The following is a 15,635-nucleotide window of genomic DNA, read 5'->3' on the forward strand; positions in this document are numbered from 1 at the left end:
AAGTTCAGATCGTTCCCACTTTTTTCGGTGACATAGCTTTTTTTTTAACCCAGCGGCCCAGCAATGCAGCGACAACTGTTCAGGTAATGTTTCCTCCGTGCTATATAATCGCCAGCGGCCTGCCTGCCCCGCCCACACTTCTTTCCACTCCATGAGCGCATTGCCCGTCAATCCCGCCGAACTGCTTGCCGCCATGGCAGCGGGTGACCAGCGCGCGCTCGATGCCTTGTACCGTGCCTGGTCGCCGCGCGTGCGCGTGTTTGCGCGGCTGCAGCTGACCGGCTGCGGGCTCGATGCGGAGGCGATCGCCGACGAAGTCACGGTCGACGTGTTCCACGATGTGTGGCGCGCGCCGATGCGCTACGACGGCCGGGTTGCCTTCGGTACCTGGCTGCTGACGCTGGCGCGCAACAAGGCTGTCGACCAGATCCGCCGCCACGGCAAGCGCCAGGCGCGCGAAGAATCGATCGACCGCGATGGCTACGACCAGGCGCAGCTCGATGAAATCAATCACGACCCCGGTCCGCAGGCCCAGCACGAACAGCAGCAGCGGCGCCATGGCGTGCTCGATTGCCTGCGGCGGCTGCGCAACCCGCTGCAGCGCGAAAGCCTGACCCTGTGGGCCATCGATGAGCTGTCGGTGGCCGATATCGCCCTTATCCAGCAGGCGCCAGCGGGCACCGTCAAGACGCGCCTGTTCCATGGCCGCCTCAATTTGCGCCAGTGCCTGGAGCGCTGGCTGGTACAGGAAGGCCGACATGACTGAACCGTTGAACCCCAAAGATCAACGCTTGCGCGACATGCTGCGCGAGGCGCTCGATGCCGAAGCGGCCGCCATGGCGCCCGATGCGGGCCTGGCGCAACTGCACCAGCGCCTGCGGCCGCCTGCCTGGTGGCGCCGCCTGCGCTGGCCCACCCTGGCGCCATGGGCGGTCACCGCGCTGGCCAGCCTGTGCCTGGCGCAAGGCTGGATGTTATGGCGAACGCACGATAGCGCTGCCGACCAGTTGCAATGGCGCAGCCTGCCCGGCATGGAAGTACGCGGCACGGCAACACTGCGCGCGCGCTTCGCCCCCGGCGCGACTGTGGAAAAAGTGAACGCCGCATTGACACAGGCCGGCGCCGGCATTGTCGCCGGCCCGCTGGCCGACGGCAGCTATCTGCTGGACGCCGCCGACCCACCGGCGGCGCTGCGCAGCCTGCAGGCCAACGGCGCCATCGTCGCCAGCATCGAACTGCGCCATCCATGAAGCGCAGGCTGTGCTGGGTGCTATTGCATTGCCTGGCCAGCGGCGCGGCGAGTGCCGGCGAACGCCACGCGCTGCTGATCGGCGTGGGCGAATTGCCGGCACTGCCGCGCGCGGCCTGGCTGGCTGGCCCCGTCAACGACGTGGCCGCCATGCGCGCCGCGTTGCGCCAGCAAGGCTTTGCCGAGCGCCATATCGACAGCCTGTCCGATGGCGGCGCGTTTGACGCCGCCCCCACGCGCGCGGCCATCCTGGCGCGCCTGGCGCAGCTGAAAAAAACCCTGGGTAAGGATGATGTGCTGCTGTTGTACTGGTCCGGCCACAGCGTGCTGGCGCCAGGCTATCCCGGCGCTGCGGCGCAACCCCAGCGCACCCGCCTGCTGACGCGCGACAGCCGTCCCGGCCCTTCAAAGCAGCTCGATGGCGGCATCGGCAGCACCGAACTGGGGCGCGCCATTGACGCACTGTCTGCGCGCCAGGTACAGGTGGTGGCCGTGTTCGACACCTGCCATGCGGCGGCCGGCACGCGCAGCGATGACGGCTTGCACTGGCGCGGCCTGTCGGCCAGCGAGATCGGCTGGCGCCAGTCGGCCGGCAATGAAACAGGAGCGGGACCAGGATCGGAACCGGCCCGCGCGCGCCCCCGTTTTGTGGGCTTCTTTGCCGCCGAAGCGCAGCAGCGCACGCCCGAGGCGCGCAGCGTGACCGCACCGGGCCAGGCGGCGGGCTTGTTTACACGCGCGGTGATCGCCGGCCTGCAGGCGCAGCCAGCCACTTATGCAGCCTGGGCAGGCAACGCCAGCGCGCAGTACCGCGCGGCGCTGCAGTCGTATCAGCTGCCCCGCTCGGCCTGGCCCTCGCCCGTGTATGCGGGCTTGCTCGACGCGTCCTTGTGGCATGCAGGAGAAAACGCTCACACCGCACCCTTGTGGCCAGTACAGCGCGATGCACAGGGCTGGAAATTGCCGCATGGCCTGCTCGACGGCGTGCGCAGCGGCGACCTGTTCGAGGCAGGCGGCACTCGCTGGCGCGCCAGCGAAGTGGGCTGGAACGGGGCGCGGCTGGTGCTGGCGGCCGACAGCCGGCCAACCCTGCCCGCCATGAACTCCATGAACTGGGCGCGCCGCACGCCGGCGCAAACTGCCCAGGGCCGTATCGCCGCGCTGCTGGCGCTGCCGCCATCGCCGGGTGCGCCCTTGCTGGACGCGCGTATAGAACTCACTTTGCCGGGCCAGGCGCCGCGCCAGTTGCCGCTGGCCGATGGCGACCTGGGAACGCTGCCGGCCGGCACGCGCATCCGCATCAGCGTGGAAAACCGCGGCGCCGCTTCGGTCGACCTGGGCCTGGCGCATTTGCCGCTGCACGGCGCCGCCACGTCCATCTACCCTGCGCTGGCCGGTGACAGCAACCGCATGCCGCCGGCCAGCGGCAACGCCATCAGTGTTTTTGAACGCAGCTTTGTCGTCAGCGGCCCTGCCTATGGCGTGGAGTGGCTGGTACTGGTGGCCGCACCGGCCGTGAATGGCGCCCCGCCGCGCCGCTTCGCCATACTGGAAGCGCTGCCGGCAGCCACGCGCGGTGGTCCAGACCTGGCGCCGTCAGGCACGCCGGAACAGGCGCAGTTGGCGCGCGTATCGTGGAAGTCCGTGCCATGAAGCGCCTGCTGCTCGCGCTGATGCTGGCCTGGCCCATGAGCAGCATGGCAGCCGACAGCTGCAGGGCCACCATCGCGCCGTGGCTGGCGCAGGCCAACGACGCCAATGCGGCCGAGCAGCCGGCCGTGTCGCTGCCGCTGTTCGAGCGTTCGCTGCAGGCCTGCCGGCAGGCGGGCGACCAGGCCGGCGTGGCCAGCAGTCTGCTGGGCCTGGGCCAGAGCCTGCAGATGCTGCACCGTTACGCCGACAGCGAACAGGCGCTGCTGGAAGGCTGGGCCATCCGCCAGAAGATCGGTGATGGCGATGCTGATCCTGGCCGCGAGAACATGTACTACCCGAGCGAATTGATGTATCTGTACCGCCAGTGGAGCCGTTTCGAACTGGCCTGGCAGTGGGGCGATATTGCGCTGGCGGCCAAGGCGCGGCTGATCGGCAAGGACACGGTGTCGTATGGCACCAGCCTGTCGAATTTGTCCGGCGTGGCGCTGCAGACCAAGGAGTACGCGCGCGGCCTGCCGTATGCGCAGCAGGCGATGGATACCTGGCAGCGCACCTCTGGCGAGAACAGCACCGACCACGCCTGGGGCATGCGCGATGTCGGCGTGCTGTTGCTGCGCATGGGGCGCATGCAGGAAGCGCGTGGCTACCTGGAACAGGCTTATCGGATACGCCTGGGGGCGTTCGGCGAAGACAGCACCGAGACGCAAACCAGCGTCAACGACATGGCCAACTGGCACACCCTGGCCGGTAACGACCGGCAGGCGCTGTCGTTCGCCCAGCGCGCGCTGGCCAGCGCCGTGCGCCGCTCCGGCGTTGATTCGATGCAGGCCAGCGTGGCCTTGAGCCGTTTGAGCGGCATCCATTTGCGCCTGGGCGAAAGCGGCAAGGCGCTGCAGGAAGCCGAAGACGGCCTGCGCATCCGCCGCGCGCTGTATGGCGACCGCCATGCGCATACGGTCAATGCCTGGCAGGATGTGGCGCAAGCAGCGCTGGCCGACAATCAACTGGGGCGCGCCGAGGTGGCGACAGGGGAAGCGCTGCGCCACTGCCGCAGCGTGCACGGCGACACGGCTGCGGCCTGCGCCTTGCACCAGCTGACACAGGGCAGCGCGCTGCTGGCGCTGGGCCAGTACCAGAGCGCGCTGGACGCGGCGCAGTCGGCGGCGCAACTGGCCATGTCAGGCAGCCAGGCGCTGCCCGGCGACGAAGCCGAAGCGCTGCTGCTGGGAGCGCAGGCGCAGATCGCGCTGGGCCGGCAAGCAGCAGCCGTCACAGTTCTCGGCGCGCTCGAAGCGCGTTTGATCCAGGCCGCACCAGCATCGCAGGAACTGCTCGACACAGTGCGCCAGGCGCATCTGCTGGCGCGCGCTGAAGTGAGCTACGCCGCCGGCCTGCCGGCGCTTGCCGGCGAGGCGTCAAACATGGCGCAGCACCTGGCCGCCACGCGCGGCCTGTCGCACCCAGCTTACGCGCAAGCCTTGCTGGACGCGGCCGGCCTGCAGGCGCGCGCGGGCGAGCTGGCCATGGCCCGTGAACAGGCGGCGCGCGCACTGGCCGTTGCGCTGGCCAATGACAACACCTTGCTCGTAGCGCGCGCGGCGGCGCAACTGGGCGCACTCGAAACAGATGATGCCGCCATTTTCCTCGGCAAACAGGCCGTCAATGCGCTGCAAACGGCGCGCGTGGCCACTAGCGGCTTGCCGGTCGCGGTGCGGCTGGGCTTTGTGCGGCAAAAGCGCGCCGCCTACGCCCAGCTGGCCGACCGCCTGCTCGACCAGCGCCGCATCCACGAAGCTGAAACCGTGCTGGCGATGGTGCGCGAAGACGAGTTTCACAGCCTGGTACGCAGCAGCGCCGACCCGCGCGCCACGCGCCTGGACTACACGAGCGTGGAAAGCGCCTGGCAGCGCCAGTTCGCCGCCAGCGGCGCGGCCCTGCGCGCCGGCGCCCGGGCGCTGGCCGTGGCGCGCGAACAGCAGGCGCAAAACCTGGCGCAGGCCGATGCTGCACTGGCTGCCGCCCAAGGCACGATGGCCAGCCTGGTCGACGATGCTGCCAGGGCGCTGCTGGCGCTGCCGTCGGCACCTGCGGCCACGCCCCTGCGCAATGCTGCCGACGCCAGCGTGCAAGCGGCCCCATTGAAGCGCGGCACCTTGCACCTGACTTACCTGGTAACGGGCCAGCGCCTGCGTATCGTCGCCCGGCGCGCCGGCCGTAGCACCACCCATGTCTACAACGTTGCCATCGACGAGAGCGCGCTGGCCCGGCATATCGCCCGCCTGCGCCGCAGCGCGCAGGACCCGGGCCTGGACGCCAGAGCCGATGCGCAAGCGCTGTATGCGCTGCTGATCGCCCCGGCGCACGCGGAGCTGGCGCGCGCCTCCTCGCTGTCACTGTCGCTGGGCGGCGTGCTGCGCTACCTGCCGTTCGCCATGCTGCATGACGGGCGCCGCTGGCTGGTCGAACGGCTGCCCGTTTCGCTGCAGGCCAGCGCCAGCACAGCGGCACCGGCGCCAGTACTGCCCCGCGCGCCGTCGATGGCGCTGTTCGGCCAGACCGGCGCCAGCGACGAATTGCCGGCCCTGCCCTTCGTGCAGCGCGAACTGCAGGCCGTCGACGCCATCGAGCGGGCCGCGCGCATTCCCAGCCGCGTGTATCTCGATGGCGAATTCACCGCCGACGCGCTGCGCCAGGCGCTGCCCGCAAATAGCAGTGTGCATATCGCCAGCCACTTCGTGCTGCGCTCGGGCGCAGGCCAGGATTCCTATCTGCTGCTCGGTGATGGCCAGAAACTGAGCCTGGCCGAGCTGGGTGACGACCGCTACCGCTTCGGCGGCCTGGACCTGCTGACCTTGTCGGCCTGCGAGACGGCGGTGCCGGCCGGCACCGACGACACGGGCCGCGAACTCGAAGGCCTGGCCTGGCTGGCGCGCCAGCGCGGCGCGCACAATGTGCTGGCCAGCCTGTGGCGCGTGTCGGACCAGTCGACCGCCGCCCTGATGCACGACTTTTATGCCGCCCTGAAACAAGGCAAAAGCAAGCCGCAAGCCTTGCGCCACGCGCAGCTGCGCCAGTTGCGGGCCGGCCGGCAAGGTGCCGCAGGCCGGGCCGGGCGCGGTCTTACGCCACTCGACACGCCATCGCCGGCTACTGCGGACCAGTTGCGCGACCACCCTTTCTACTGGGCCGGTTTTATCCTGCTCGGTTCCTGACCTCTTGTTTAACTACCTGCCACTCATGCCCATTACCCCGCGCCCCTTGTTTGCCCTGCTGTTCGCCGTCGCCTGCCATGCGCAGGCCGCCATACCCATCGTGCTCAATGTCGACGCCAGCAATGTGGCGCAGCAGATTTTCCAGATCAAGGCATCGATACCGGCCGTTCCCGGCGAGATGATCCTGCTCTACCCGCAATGGATACCAGGCAACCACGGCCCCAGCGGGCCGCTGAATCAACTGGCGGGCCTGCGCCTGTCGGCCAATGGCCAGAACCTGGAATGGCGGCGCGATCCGGTCAATATGTTCGCCTTCCACGTCACCGTACCAGCCGGCGCGTCCACGGTCGAAGCGCAGTACCAGTTCCTGTCGCCGGTCGAAGCGAACCAGGGCCGCATTACCATGACGCGCGAAATGCTGGGCGTGCAGTGGCAGGCCATGGCCCTGTATCCGGCTGGCCGGCCCACGCGCGAAATCAGCGTGCAGCCGAATCTGACCTTGCCGGCCGGCTGGCAGTTCGGCAGCGCTCTGGAAGTGCAAAGCCAGGCGGCAACGCCGCAAGGCCAGCAGGTGGCCTTCAAGCCGCTGGACCTGGAAACCCTGGTCGATTCGCCGGTGTTTGCCGGCCGCTATTTCAAGCGCATCGACCTCGATCCCGGCGCCAGGTTCCCGGTCCACCTGAACCTGGTGGCCGATAGCGCCGACAGCCTGGAAGCGACGCCGGAACAGATCGCGCCGCACCGCGCGCTGATGCAGCAGGCGTATAAATTATTCGCCTCGCGCCATTACAGACATTACGATTTCCTGCTGGCGCAAAGCGATGAATTCGGCGGCATCGGCCGCGAGCATCAGCAGTCGAGCGAGAACGGCGTGAAGCCCGGCTACTTCAGCGACTGGGACAAGACTGCACCGGTGCGCGTGCTGCTGCCGCATGAACTGACGCACTCGTGGAACGGAAAATTCCGCCGTCCGGCCGGCCAGGACACGCCGGACTTCAACACACCGCTGCAAAACAGCCTGCTGTGGGTCTACGAAGGCCAGACCCAGTACTGGGGCAATGTGCTGGCGGCGCGTTCCGGCCTGGTCGACCCGGCGCACATGCGCGACCTGTTCGCCGCCACCGCCGCACGCTACGACGTGGCGCCCGGGCGCAGCTGGCGCACCCTGGCCGACACCACCAACGATCCCGTCATCAACGCCCGCCGCCCGCAGGGCTGGAGCAGCTGGCAGCGCGACGAGGATTACTACATGGAAGGCGCACTGATCTGGCTCGACGTCGACACCCTGATCCGCGAACTGTCGCACGAGCGCCGTTCCCTGGACGACTTCGCACGCGCATTTTTTGGCGTCAACGACGGCAGCACCACGCCGCTGCCCTACACTCTCGACGATGTGGTGGCGGCGCTCGACAAGGTGCAGCCTTACGACTGGGCCACCTTCCTGCGCAGCCGCGTGGACGGCCACGGCCCCGGCGCGCCGCTGGACGGCCTGGCGCGCGCCGGCTGGAAGCTGGTCTATCGCGACACGCCCACGGCTTTCCTGAAAGCCGATGAAGAGCGCAGCAAAAGCACCGACCTGACGTATTCGCTGGGCGTGGTAATCGACAAGGATGGCAAGCTGGGCCGGCTGCTGTGGGACGGTCCCGCCTTCAAGGCTGGCCTGTCGGGCAACACGACCTTGCTGGCGGTGAATGGCACGGCCTATACGCCCAAACTGTTGAAAGCGGCCATCAAGGCCGCCAAAGATGGCAGCGAACCCATCAATTTGCTGGTGAAAAAGGGCAAGCAGTTCCAGACCGTCGCGCTCGACTATCACGGCGGCCTGAAGTATCCGCAGCTGGAACGGCTTGCCGGTACGCCCGATCGGCTGGGCACCATCTTGCAAGCGTTGAAATAAGGCTATCGCGCGCTGGTGTGCGCGCTGCCGTTTTAAGATGGCACAGATTTCCATCCGAGGAGAAATGATGATCACGCTCTACACCTGGACCACGCCCAACGGCCGCAAGCCCACCATCCTGCTTGAAGAACTGGGCATTCCCTACCGCATCGAAGCGATCAATATCGGCGAAGGCCAGCAATTCACGCCGGAGTTCCTGGCCATTTCGCCCAATAACAAGATCCCTGCCATCGTCGACGAAGATGCCGAGGGCGGTGCGCTGCCACTGTTTGAAAGCGCCGCCATCCTGATTTACCTGGCAGAAAAACACCAGCGTTTCCTGGCGCCGTCAGGCCCTGCTCGCTACAAGGCGCTGGAATGGCTGAGCTGGCAAATCGGCGGCCTCGGTCCCATGCTGGGCCAGCTGGGCTACTTCGAGCGCGCCGAGGAAAAGTCCGAACAAGCTTTAAAACGTTTCCGGGAAGAAGCCGAAAGATTGCTCAAGGTAATGGAAAAACAGCTGAGTGCAGCGCCGTGGCTGGCCGGCAGCGAGTACACCATCGCCGATATCGCCGCCTATCCGTGGGTCCGTGCGGCAGAAGAACGCTTGAAGGACACGCTGGGTGCGCAAATCGAAACGAGTCCCGCGCTGCAGCGCTGGCTGACGCTGGTGGGCGAACGCCCGGCCGTGCAGCGCGGCATGGCCCTGCCCAAAGTCTGATTGATTGGTGTATGCTGACAGCATGAACAATGACACCGACATCCAGCTCAGCGGCCCTTTCAAGGCCACCGACGGCTCCGGCCGTGCCCACGACATCAAAGCCATCCGCATTTTCGACGAAGGCTACGGCATTATCGACGTATATGTCGATTTTTCCGCCCCGCTCGAAGCGGGCGCGTATAAAGACAAGACCCTGGTCGGCCATATCCTGGCGCGCCTGCGCAGCCTCGGCTACGTCGGCCCCGACTTCGGCCATGGCGACCTGGGCCTGCAAGACAAGAAACTGATCGTGCTCGAAGCACCGGAAGAGTTTTCCGCCTTTGCCGCCAGCAAGGGCTGGAAAGATTTATCGGCCGAATTCGACGACGAGTAAGTTTTTACCCCTCCACTGCGCCGCACCCGCTTTTTGCCGGTGCGGCGTTTTTCATGGTGCTTCCGGCTGTGCCAGATAGCGCGCGCTCCAGGCCGCGATCACGTTGGCGACATAGGCCGCATCGTCGCGCCCGGTCAGAAGATGATCGGCGTCGTCGAGCGAAACAAAGCTTTTCGGGTGTTTCGCGGCCGTGAAAATATCCATGGCGTTCGACAGGCTGACGGTGGTGTCGTTCGGCGCATGCATCACCATCAGCGCGCGGCGCAGGCCGGCGATGCATTCTTTCAGGCTGTGGCTGCCCGCATCGTCGACGAATTGCTGGCGGATGCGAAACGGCCGCCCTTGCAGCTGCACCAGCGCCTCGCCATCGGCGGCGATCTGGTCCAGGTGGGCGCTGAACATGCGCGTCACGTACGCCGGCGTGCTGGGCGCCGCCAAGGTCACCACGGCAGTCGCTTCCGGCACCTGCGCGGCAGCGGCCAGCACGGCCGCACCACCGAGGCTATGGCCGATCAGCAATTGCGGCGCAGCGTGTTTTGCCCGCAGAAAATCAGCGGCAGCGACCAGGTCGTCGACGTTCGAGGAAAAATTGGTGGCCGCAAATTCGCCTTCGCTGGCACCGAGACCCGTAAAGTCAAAGCGCAGCACGGCGATGCCGTGTTCGGTCAGCCCCTGCGCAATGCGCCGCGCGGCCAGCACATCCTTGCCGCAAGTAAAACAATGGGCAAACAGCGCATACGCGCGAATCGCGCCCTCGGGCGCATCGAGCCGCGCCGCCAGCCGATGGCCGTGTGCGCCGGGGAAGTCTTGCCGGGTGGATTTCATAAGTGTTTATCAAAAGCTGCCGCATATGCCCGGCGATGGAGCATTGTAGCGCCACTGGCGCAAGCATGTTCTGGGCTACAAGCACGCCAGCAAAGTGTATTAAAACACCAGTCACCCGCACAGGCTTCCCGGGCCAAGCGGGCCTGAAAAATGTCGAGGGCAAGGCGCAGCGACGACGACAGTACGCATGTACGGCTAGGAGCTGCAACGCCGCCATCGGCATTTTCTCAGGGCCGCGTCTCCGCCCGCCATTTTAAAGTTTTTAGGCCTTGCTCTTTCAATGCGCAGCACAGTTTAGGGCATCAGGTTTCCCGACGTCGATGTGATATGAGATTCAACTGAACAACCCATGCAAATACCAGCGTGGCGCTTCTTCCGCATTGCCTGCAATGCGTTCGCGGTAAACCCAGTAATGGGCATGGTCGCTGCCCTCGGCGATGAAATAATCGCGCGCCTGCGACTGGCCCCACCAGCCCGCTTCTATGCGCTCGGCCATCGACACCATCTTCAAAGGTGAACCGTAAAACGGACGGTTTTCACGTATCAACAGGGCGATCGGCTGGGCCAGCAGCCAGCCGGGCCTGGGCATGCCGGGCAGGCCCGGCGGCAAGTCGGGTGCGGCGCTTTTGGCGGGTGCCCTGGCCGGCAGCGGCAGCCAGCGGTTGGCCGCTTCGGGCCGGTAGTCGGCTTGCGGCATGGCCTGCAATACATTCTCCACGCCCAGGCGCGCCACCAGCAATTCCATCAGACGCTGGCGTTCCTGCGGCGTGCCGCCCGGCTCGGGAAACAGGCTGTCGCTGGGTGGCGCCATCGCCTGCACTTGTGGCGCGGACAAGCTCAAGCCGATCACGGGTGCGTCCAGCTTTACTTGCGCCAGCCGCTCGCGCAGCAGGCGCACCAGATGCTCATCGCGCCAGACGGCCTCGCCCAGCGCCAGCACCAGCACGGTGGGCGGTTTCGCCACCCGGCCCCGCTCATGGATCAGCAGCAATTCGATGCGCGCGACAGCCAGTTGATGCGCGCACAGCCAGCCCGTCATTTGCTGCAGCAGGCGACGCGCGCCGAACAGCAGCGCGTCGGCGTTTTCCACGCGGTCGAACAATTCCAGCGCGGCGCAAAAGCTCGGTGGCGCTTGTATCCACACGAACAATTCCGTGCTGTGGCCGTGCGCATCGTCGAGCATGTCAAGCAAAGGCCGTCCGCAGCGGCGCTGCAGGCCTGGCCGCGGCAAGCGGCGCATTTGCCCCAGGCTGATGCAGCCTATGCCTTCAAACCAGTCCAGATACGCGCGTGCTGGCGGCAACAGGGCGCACGGCAAGCGATCAAGCTGGCGCACCAGGCTGGCCATGCCAAGGGCGCGCGCCGATCTTGCGCCGGCCTTTGCACGCCCTTGCGCCAGCAGCCAGGCGCCGCGCGCCGTCGGCGCGCACGACAGCACGGCCGTGTAGCCGAGTGCACGCAAGCTCGCTTCGATGTTGCGGCACAGCGCGCGCACGCCACCGAACAGGCGCAGGCTGGCGCCCGCGTCGACCAGCAAGGTCGCTTCCTCGGCGCTGGCCACCTGCGGCGAATATTGCAGCAGCGCCAGCGCCACCTCCTGCAGTGCCTGCGCTTCCAGCTCAAGCGAGCGTTGATGCACGCGCACCTGCGGCGCCAGCATCAGGGCGCCGGCGCGGCGCATGCCCGGCTTGATACCTGCCGCGCGCGCCAGCGGCGACAGGGCAATTACCTGTTCGTGCTCGAGCACGATGCACAAGGTGTCAGCCGACCAGTTCGGCAAGAACACGTCGAGCGGGAGCCGGGGCAGGCAAAGGCCGATCCAGAGGCGCATGGCGCTGCAGTAAAGAAGGAGGTTGCAAGGGCAGGAACAGCGGCGCATCGCGCTGCGGTCCCCGGCGTTTGATAAAGCCGAGCTCGATGCCGCCGGCGGCCGGCCGCACCGACAGGCGCAGCGGCGCCGGCGATGCATCTTGCGCGCCATGCAGCGGGCGCAGCATGAAAAACAGGGTGTTGCCGCCCTGCGCCGCCAAGTGCAGCCGGCGCAGGCTGTCGGCGCGTACCTGGCTTTGCCAGAACAGCAGCGCGCCGCAACTGCCGCTGCGCAAGATGTTTTCCGCCGCCCACAAGGCATCCTTGCTGCTGGCGCTGCGCAGCCACAGCAGTTGCGACGGATGCAAGCCTTGCGCGGCCAGCGCCAGCGCCTGTGGCGGATGCGGTGGCTGCAGCAGCACGATGGGCAAGCCCTGCAATTGCGCCAGCGCCGGCGCCAGCAGCCGCAATTCGCCACTGCCGGCCTGCTGTACCAGCAGGTCGACCAGGCTGCCCGTGGGCCAGCCGCCGCCCGGCAGCTGTGCCGACAAGGCGGCAAAGCCGGTGTCGATGCAGCGCGCCGCACCCTGACCCAGCTGCGAGGCGCGCCACAAGGACGGGTGCAAGGCTTCCGGCGAGGCCATCAGTTCGGAATGTTGCATGAAAGTACCCAAGGAAAATACTGTATGAATATACAGTACTATTCGCAGGCCGTTTTGGCAAGGCTTATCTGTCTGTGCATGCTCTGCAAGCCGCAGCAGGGGCCGCTTCGCGGTGCCGGAACACTGGTAGTGATCACGATTGCTGTACCATCAGTACTCTCCTTACCGGCCAGCATGGCAGCGCCGGTTTCTTATTCTTCAAGGACATCTGATTTGACCACCATACAATTGATCAGCGCCGTCATCTTTGGCCTCGCCCTCATCCATACCTTTGCCGCCAAGTCGTTTGACCTGCTGGCCGACCGCCATCCGCGCCATGCCGGCCTGTTTCATCTGCTGGGCGAGGTGGAAGTCGTGTTCGGTTTCTGGGCGTTTATCCTGATTATTGCCATGGCCTTCGTTTCCGGCGGCGACGCAGCAATCAGCTATGCCGAATCGCGCCATTACACGGAACCGCTGTTCGTCTTTGTCGTCATGGTGGTGGCCGCTTCGCACCCCGTGCTCGACGCCGTGCAGCGCCTGCTGAAAGGCGTGGCGCGCGCCATGCCACTGCGTACCGAACTGGCGCTGGCCTGGCTGGGCCTGGCGCTGGTGCCGCTGACCGGCTCCCTGATTACCGAGCCGGCTGCCATGACGCTGGCGGCGCTGATGCTGGCGCCGCAAATCTTTCGCCCAGGCATACCCGAATGGCTGAAATATGGCGCGCTGGGCGTGCTGTTCGTTAACGTTTCCATCGGCGGCACGCTGACCTCGTATGCAGCGCCGCCGGTGCTGATGGTGGCCACCACCTGGAACTGGGACAGCGCCTTTATGGCCAGCCATTTTGGCTGGAAAGCGGCAATTGCCGTGCTGGTCAACTCGACCGGCGCCTGCCTGCTGTTGCGCAAGTATTTGCACAGCAATACCTCCGACATCAAGCCGAAACCGGGCGCCGTCGAGCTTCCGAAAGTCCCACTGGCCATCAGCCTGGTCCACCTGGCCGTGCTGGCCGGCGTGGTGGCCCTGGCGCATCACCCGGTATTGTTCATGGGACTGTTTCTATTCTTTCTCGGTTTCGTGCAGGCGTATGAACGCTATCAAAGCCCCCTGATCCTGAAGGAAGGTTTGCTGGTCGGCTTTTTCCTGGCCGGGCTGGTGGTGCTCGGTGGCATGCAGCAATGGTGGTTACAGCCGATTGTGTCAAACCTGCAGCCGCTGGCCCTGTTCTTCGGCGCGCTGGGCCTGACGGCGATTACCGACAATGCCGCCCTCACCTACCTCGGTTCGCTGATCGTTGGCATCGGCGAAGAAGCCAAATACATGCTGATGGCGGGCGCGGTGGCCGGCGGCGGCCTGACGGTGATCGCCAATGCGCCGAATCCGGCCGGCGTGGCCCTGCTGCGGCGCGGCTTCGACAGTGAATCGATAGGCGCGCTGGGCCTGCTGGCCGGCGCCCTGCCGCCCACCATCGTGGCGGCGCTGGCCTTCCTGCTGCTGTAATCGCTAGCGCCGCCGCTGGTGGCGCGCAAAAAAGTCCAGCAGCAGCTTGCTGGCATCGGGCCCCGGCTTGGCATTGAACGGCAGGCTGGCGTCGCCACCACTCCAGGCGTGCTCCAGCTGCTCGATCTGCGCCACCCGCAGCAGCAACTGCCCGCCCACCTGGTAATCATGCAGGTCATAGCCATGCGCGGAACTACGGCTGCCCACAGCGCCCGGCGGCCAGCGCTCAGCTGTCACCACGGTGTCCGACGGCATGCGGTTCAGGCGTATGCTCTGGCGCACCAGCTGGGCCTGGTTAATGGGGCGCACCACATTGTCTTGCCGGCCCTGGATCAGTACAGTAGGCAGGCGCGGAAACATCGGCTGGCGCGCCAGCACTTCATCGATGGCGCTGTCGACCCGGCTGGCGGCCCCGTGCTGCATCACATGCATGGCGCCGATCAGGCTGTGGCCGGCGCCAAACATGGGCCCCGAATGCAGGCCCACGGCGGCAAACAGCTGCGGATGGTTCAAGGCCACGATATGGGCCATGCCGGCACCGGCGGACATGCCGCAAATATAGATGCGTGTAAGGTCGACAGGGTAGCGCGCCGCCACCTGGGCGATGGCGCCAACGATCAGGCCAACGTCGCCGCCGCCATCCTGGGTAAGCTTTTCATACCATTTCCAGCAGCGCCGCGCATGCGAGCGCAGCGACTGCTGCGGATACAGCACCGCATAGCCCTTGCGTTCGGCCAGGCGATTCATGCGCGCGCCTTCGGCAAACTGGGTGGCGCTCTGTTCGCAACCATGCAGCATCACCAGCAGCGGCCGACCACGGCTGCGCATGGCGACGCTGGGTGCCTTGTCGGGTAAATACAGATAATACGGCAGGCGCCGGCCGGGCAACTGCCCCGGCTCCACCAGCGGCGCATAGTGCGAGGCCAGCCACTTGCCCGGCGCGGGCGCGGCCTTCTTGCGCACGCGTGGCGGCGCCAGCGGCTTGGGGCCCGACGGCGCGGCCTTGGCCACCGCTTTGCGGCGCGGTTTGGAAGCGGGCTTGGCTGACGGTGGACCGAACAGCACCTTGGCCAGCCTGGTGGCCGTGCGCTGCTGCGTCTTGCCGGCACGCAGCAAGCCGCGCAGCCAGGTGGTAGCAGGTTTAACCATGATCGCTGAGCCTCCTGATTGGATACCATAGCGTACCGCACTTGCAGCATGGCACTGCACGATCCTGAGCATTTAAAAGTTCCCCTGACACAATTGAGGCAACTCAAACGCCTGCCGGGCGCCATGCTTATTCTGGACGCTCACTACGCACGCCATCCACTTGACTGGAAAAAAACACCATGAGCTACCTGGACCGCGACATGCTGGGCATATACCGCAACGACACCGGCCCCGGCCCTGCACTGATGGGCGCCGACACCATGATCGGCGACGATGTCCACAACCACAGCGATGAAGAACTTGGTGAAATCAAGGAACTCATGCTCGACATGCGCAGCGGCCAGATCGCCTATGCCGTGCTGTCCTTCGGCGGCATGCTGGGCCTGGGCGGAAAGCTGTTTGCCGTGCCATGGGAAAAGCTGACCCTGGACACCGTCAACAAGCGCTTCCTGCTGAACCTGGCAAGCAGCCAGCTGAAAGACGCACCAGGCTTTGACCACAACAACTGGCCCGATATGGCCAGCGACGCGTGGCACCAGCAGATGGAGGCGTTTTATGGCAGTAGCGCAGGCAGGATCAGGCGCGAAGCGCCGTAATCCGACACCACCGTGACGTCAACAATGTTGT

General features: G+C 66.1%; 14 protein-coding genes. 10 read left to right on the forward strand and 4 right to left on the reverse strand.

The genetic code is table 11. From position 1 onward, the window contains the following. Positions 1-151 precede the first annotated feature (151 nt). The 7 genes from ACQ4WM_RS05935 (at position 152) to ACQ4WM_RS05965 (ending at position 9,084) form a co-directional block, all read left to right on the forward strand. The gene (locus tag ACQ4WM_RS05935) at positions 152-766 is read left to right on the forward strand and encodes an RNA polymerase sigma factor (protein ID WP_436545754.1); all 615 of its coding nucleotides are present in this window, start codon (positions 152-154) and stop codon (positions 764-766) included. Next, a complete protein-coding gene (locus ACQ4WM_RS05940) occupies positions 759-1,250 on the forward strand; it encodes a hypothetical protein (RefSeq protein WP_436545755.1) in 492 nt (163 codons plus the stop codon). Before ACQ4WM_RS05935 ends, ACQ4WM_RS05940 begins: the two co-directional genes overlap by 8 nt. After that, entirely contained in the window at positions 1,247-2,902 is a 1,656-nt protein-coding gene (locus ACQ4WM_RS05945; RefSeq protein WP_436545756.1) for a caspase family protein, read from the forward strand. Before ACQ4WM_RS05940 ends, ACQ4WM_RS05945 begins: the two co-directional genes overlap by 4 nt. After that, positions 2,899-6,114, forward strand: a complete 3,216-nt coding sequence (locus ACQ4WM_RS05950; protein WP_436545757.1) for a CHAT domain-containing tetratricopeptide repeat protein — start codon at positions 2,899-2,901, stop codon at positions 6,112-6,114. Before ACQ4WM_RS05945 ends, ACQ4WM_RS05950 begins: the two co-directional genes overlap by 4 nt. 25 nt (positions 6,115-6,139) lie before the next feature. Further along, positions 6,140-8,011, forward strand: a complete 1,872-nt coding sequence (locus ACQ4WM_RS05955; RefSeq protein ID WP_436545758.1) for a M61 family metallopeptidase — start codon at positions 6,140-6,142, stop codon at positions 8,009-8,011. A gap of 64 nt (positions 8,012-8,075) precedes the next feature. Further along, positions 8,076-8,711, forward strand: a complete 636-nt coding sequence (locus ACQ4WM_RS05960; protein WP_436545759.1) for a glutathione S-transferase family protein — start codon at positions 8,076-8,078, stop codon at positions 8,709-8,711. Between the two features lie 22 nt (positions 8,712-8,733). Then, a complete protein-coding gene (locus ACQ4WM_RS05965) occupies positions 8,734-9,084 on the forward strand; it encodes a hypothetical protein (protein ID WP_065310711.1) in 351 nt (116 codons plus the stop codon). A 51-nt stretch (positions 9,085-9,135) separates the two neighbouring features. Here the strand turns inward: ACQ4WM_RS05965 and ACQ4WM_RS05970 are convergent, their stop codons facing one another. The 3 genes from ACQ4WM_RS05970 to imuA all read right to left on the reverse strand — a co-directional run bounded on the left by ACQ4WM_RS05970 (position 9,136) and on the right by imuA (position 12,380). Next, positions 9,136-9,909, reverse strand: coding sequence for an alpha/beta hydrolase family protein (locus tag ACQ4WM_RS05970; RefSeq protein WP_436545760.1), 774 nt, complete (start codon positions 9,907-9,909; stop codon positions 9,136-9,138). A gap of 334 nt (positions 9,910-10,243) precedes the next feature. Continuing rightward, positions 10,244-11,740, reverse strand: coding sequence for a Y-family DNA polymerase (locus ACQ4WM_RS05975; RefSeq protein WP_436545761.1), 1,497 nt, complete (start codon positions 11,738-11,740; stop codon positions 10,244-10,246). Next, the gene (gene imuA / locus ACQ4WM_RS05980; RefSeq protein WP_436545762.1) at positions 11,670-12,380 is read right to left on the reverse strand and encodes a translesion DNA synthesis-associated protein ImuA; all 711 of its coding nucleotides are present in this window, start codon (positions 12,378-12,380) and stop codon (positions 11,670-11,672) included. Before imuA ends, ACQ4WM_RS05975 begins: the two co-directional genes overlap by 71 nt. Positions 12,381-12,593: 213 nt before the next feature. Between imuA and ACQ4WM_RS05985 the strand changes: the two genes are divergently transcribed. After that, a complete protein-coding gene (locus tag ACQ4WM_RS05985; protein ID WP_436545763.1) occupies positions 12,594-13,859 on the forward strand; it encodes a putative Na+/H+ antiporter in 1,266 nt (421 codons plus the stop codon). Positions 13,860-13,862: 3 nt separating this feature from the next. Here ACQ4WM_RS05985 and ACQ4WM_RS05990 read toward each other — a convergent pair whose 3' ends face one another. Beyond that, the gene (locus ACQ4WM_RS05990; RefSeq protein ID WP_436545764.1) at positions 13,863-15,008 is read right to left on the reverse strand and encodes an extracellular catalytic domain type 1 short-chain-length polyhydroxyalkanoate depolymerase; all 1,146 of its coding nucleotides are present in this window, start codon (positions 15,006-15,008) and stop codon (positions 13,863-13,865) included. 48 nt (positions 15,009-15,056) lie between these two features. On the opposite strand from ACQ4WM_RS05990, the gene ACQ4WM_RS05995 reads away from it, so the two are divergent. Beyond that, positions 15,057-15,191, forward strand: a complete 135-nt coding sequence (locus ACQ4WM_RS05995; protein ID WP_436545765.1) for a hypothetical protein — start codon at positions 15,057-15,059, stop codon at positions 15,189-15,191. Beyond that, on the forward strand, positions 15,188-15,604 hold the full coding sequence (locus ACQ4WM_RS06000) for a PRC-barrel domain-containing protein (RefSeq protein ID WP_436545766.1): 417 nt from the start codon (positions 15,188-15,190) through the stop codon (positions 15,602-15,604). The genes ACQ4WM_RS05995 and ACQ4WM_RS06000 overlap by 4 nt, the downstream gene beginning before the upstream one ends. Positions 15,605-15,635 lie beyond the last annotated feature (31 nt).

Source organism: Janthinobacterium longum (genome assembly GCF_051380735.1).
In the GTDB taxonomy this organism is placed as follows: Bacteria; Pseudomonadota; Gammaproteobacteria; order Burkholderiales; family Burkholderiaceae_D; genus Janthinobacterium.

Bases quoted from the DNA above. Each gene is read 5' to 3' on its own strand.
- ACQ4WM_RS05935 (WP_436545754.1), top strand. From the start codon at position 152: ATGAGCGCATTGCCCGTCAATCCCGCCGAACTGCTTGCCGCCATGGCA.
- ACQ4WM_RS05940 (WP_436545755.1), top strand. From the start codon at position 759: ATGACTGAACCGTTGAACCCCAAAGATCAACGCTTGCGCGACATGCTG.
- ACQ4WM_RS05945 (WP_436545756.1), top strand. From the start codon at position 1,247: ATGAAGCGCAGGCTGTGCTGGGTGCTATTGCATTGCCTGGCCAGCGGC.
- ACQ4WM_RS05950 (WP_436545757.1), top strand. From the start codon at position 2,899: ATGAAGCGCCTGCTGCTCGCGCTGATGCTGGCCTGGCCCATGAGCAGC.
- ACQ4WM_RS05955 (WP_436545758.1), top strand. From the start codon at position 6,140: ATGCCCATTACCCCGCGCCCCTTGTTTGCCCTGCTGTTCGCCGTCGCC.
- ACQ4WM_RS05960 (WP_436545759.1), top strand. From the start codon at position 8,076: ATGATGATCACGCTCTACACCTGGACCACGCCCAACGGCCGCAAGCCC.
- ACQ4WM_RS05965 (WP_065310711.1), top strand. From the start codon at position 8,734: ATGAACAATGACACCGACATCCAGCTCAGCGGCCCTTTCAAGGCCACC.
- ACQ4WM_RS05970 (WP_436545760.1), bottom strand. From the start codon at position 9,909: ATGAAATCCACCCGGCAAGACTTCCCCGGCGCACACGGCCATCGGCTG.
- ACQ4WM_RS05975 (WP_436545761.1), bottom strand. From the start codon at position 11,740: ATGCGCCTCTGGATCGGCCTTTGCCTGCCCCGGCTCCCGCTCGACGTG.
- imuA (WP_436545762.1), bottom strand. From the start codon at position 12,380: ATGCAACATTCCGAACTGATGGCCTCGCCGGAAGCCTTGCACCCGTCC.
- ACQ4WM_RS05990 (WP_436545764.1), bottom strand. From the start codon at position 15,008: ATGGTTAAACCTGCTACCACCTGGCTGCGCGGCTTGCTGCGTGCCGGC.
- ACQ4WM_RS05995 (WP_436545765.1), top strand. From the start codon at position 15,057: ATGGCACTGCACGATCCTGAGCATTTAAAAGTTCCCCTGACACAATTG.
- ACQ4WM_RS06000 (WP_436545766.1), top strand. From the start codon at position 15,188: ATGAGCTACCTGGACCGCGACATGCTGGGCATATACCGCAACGACACC.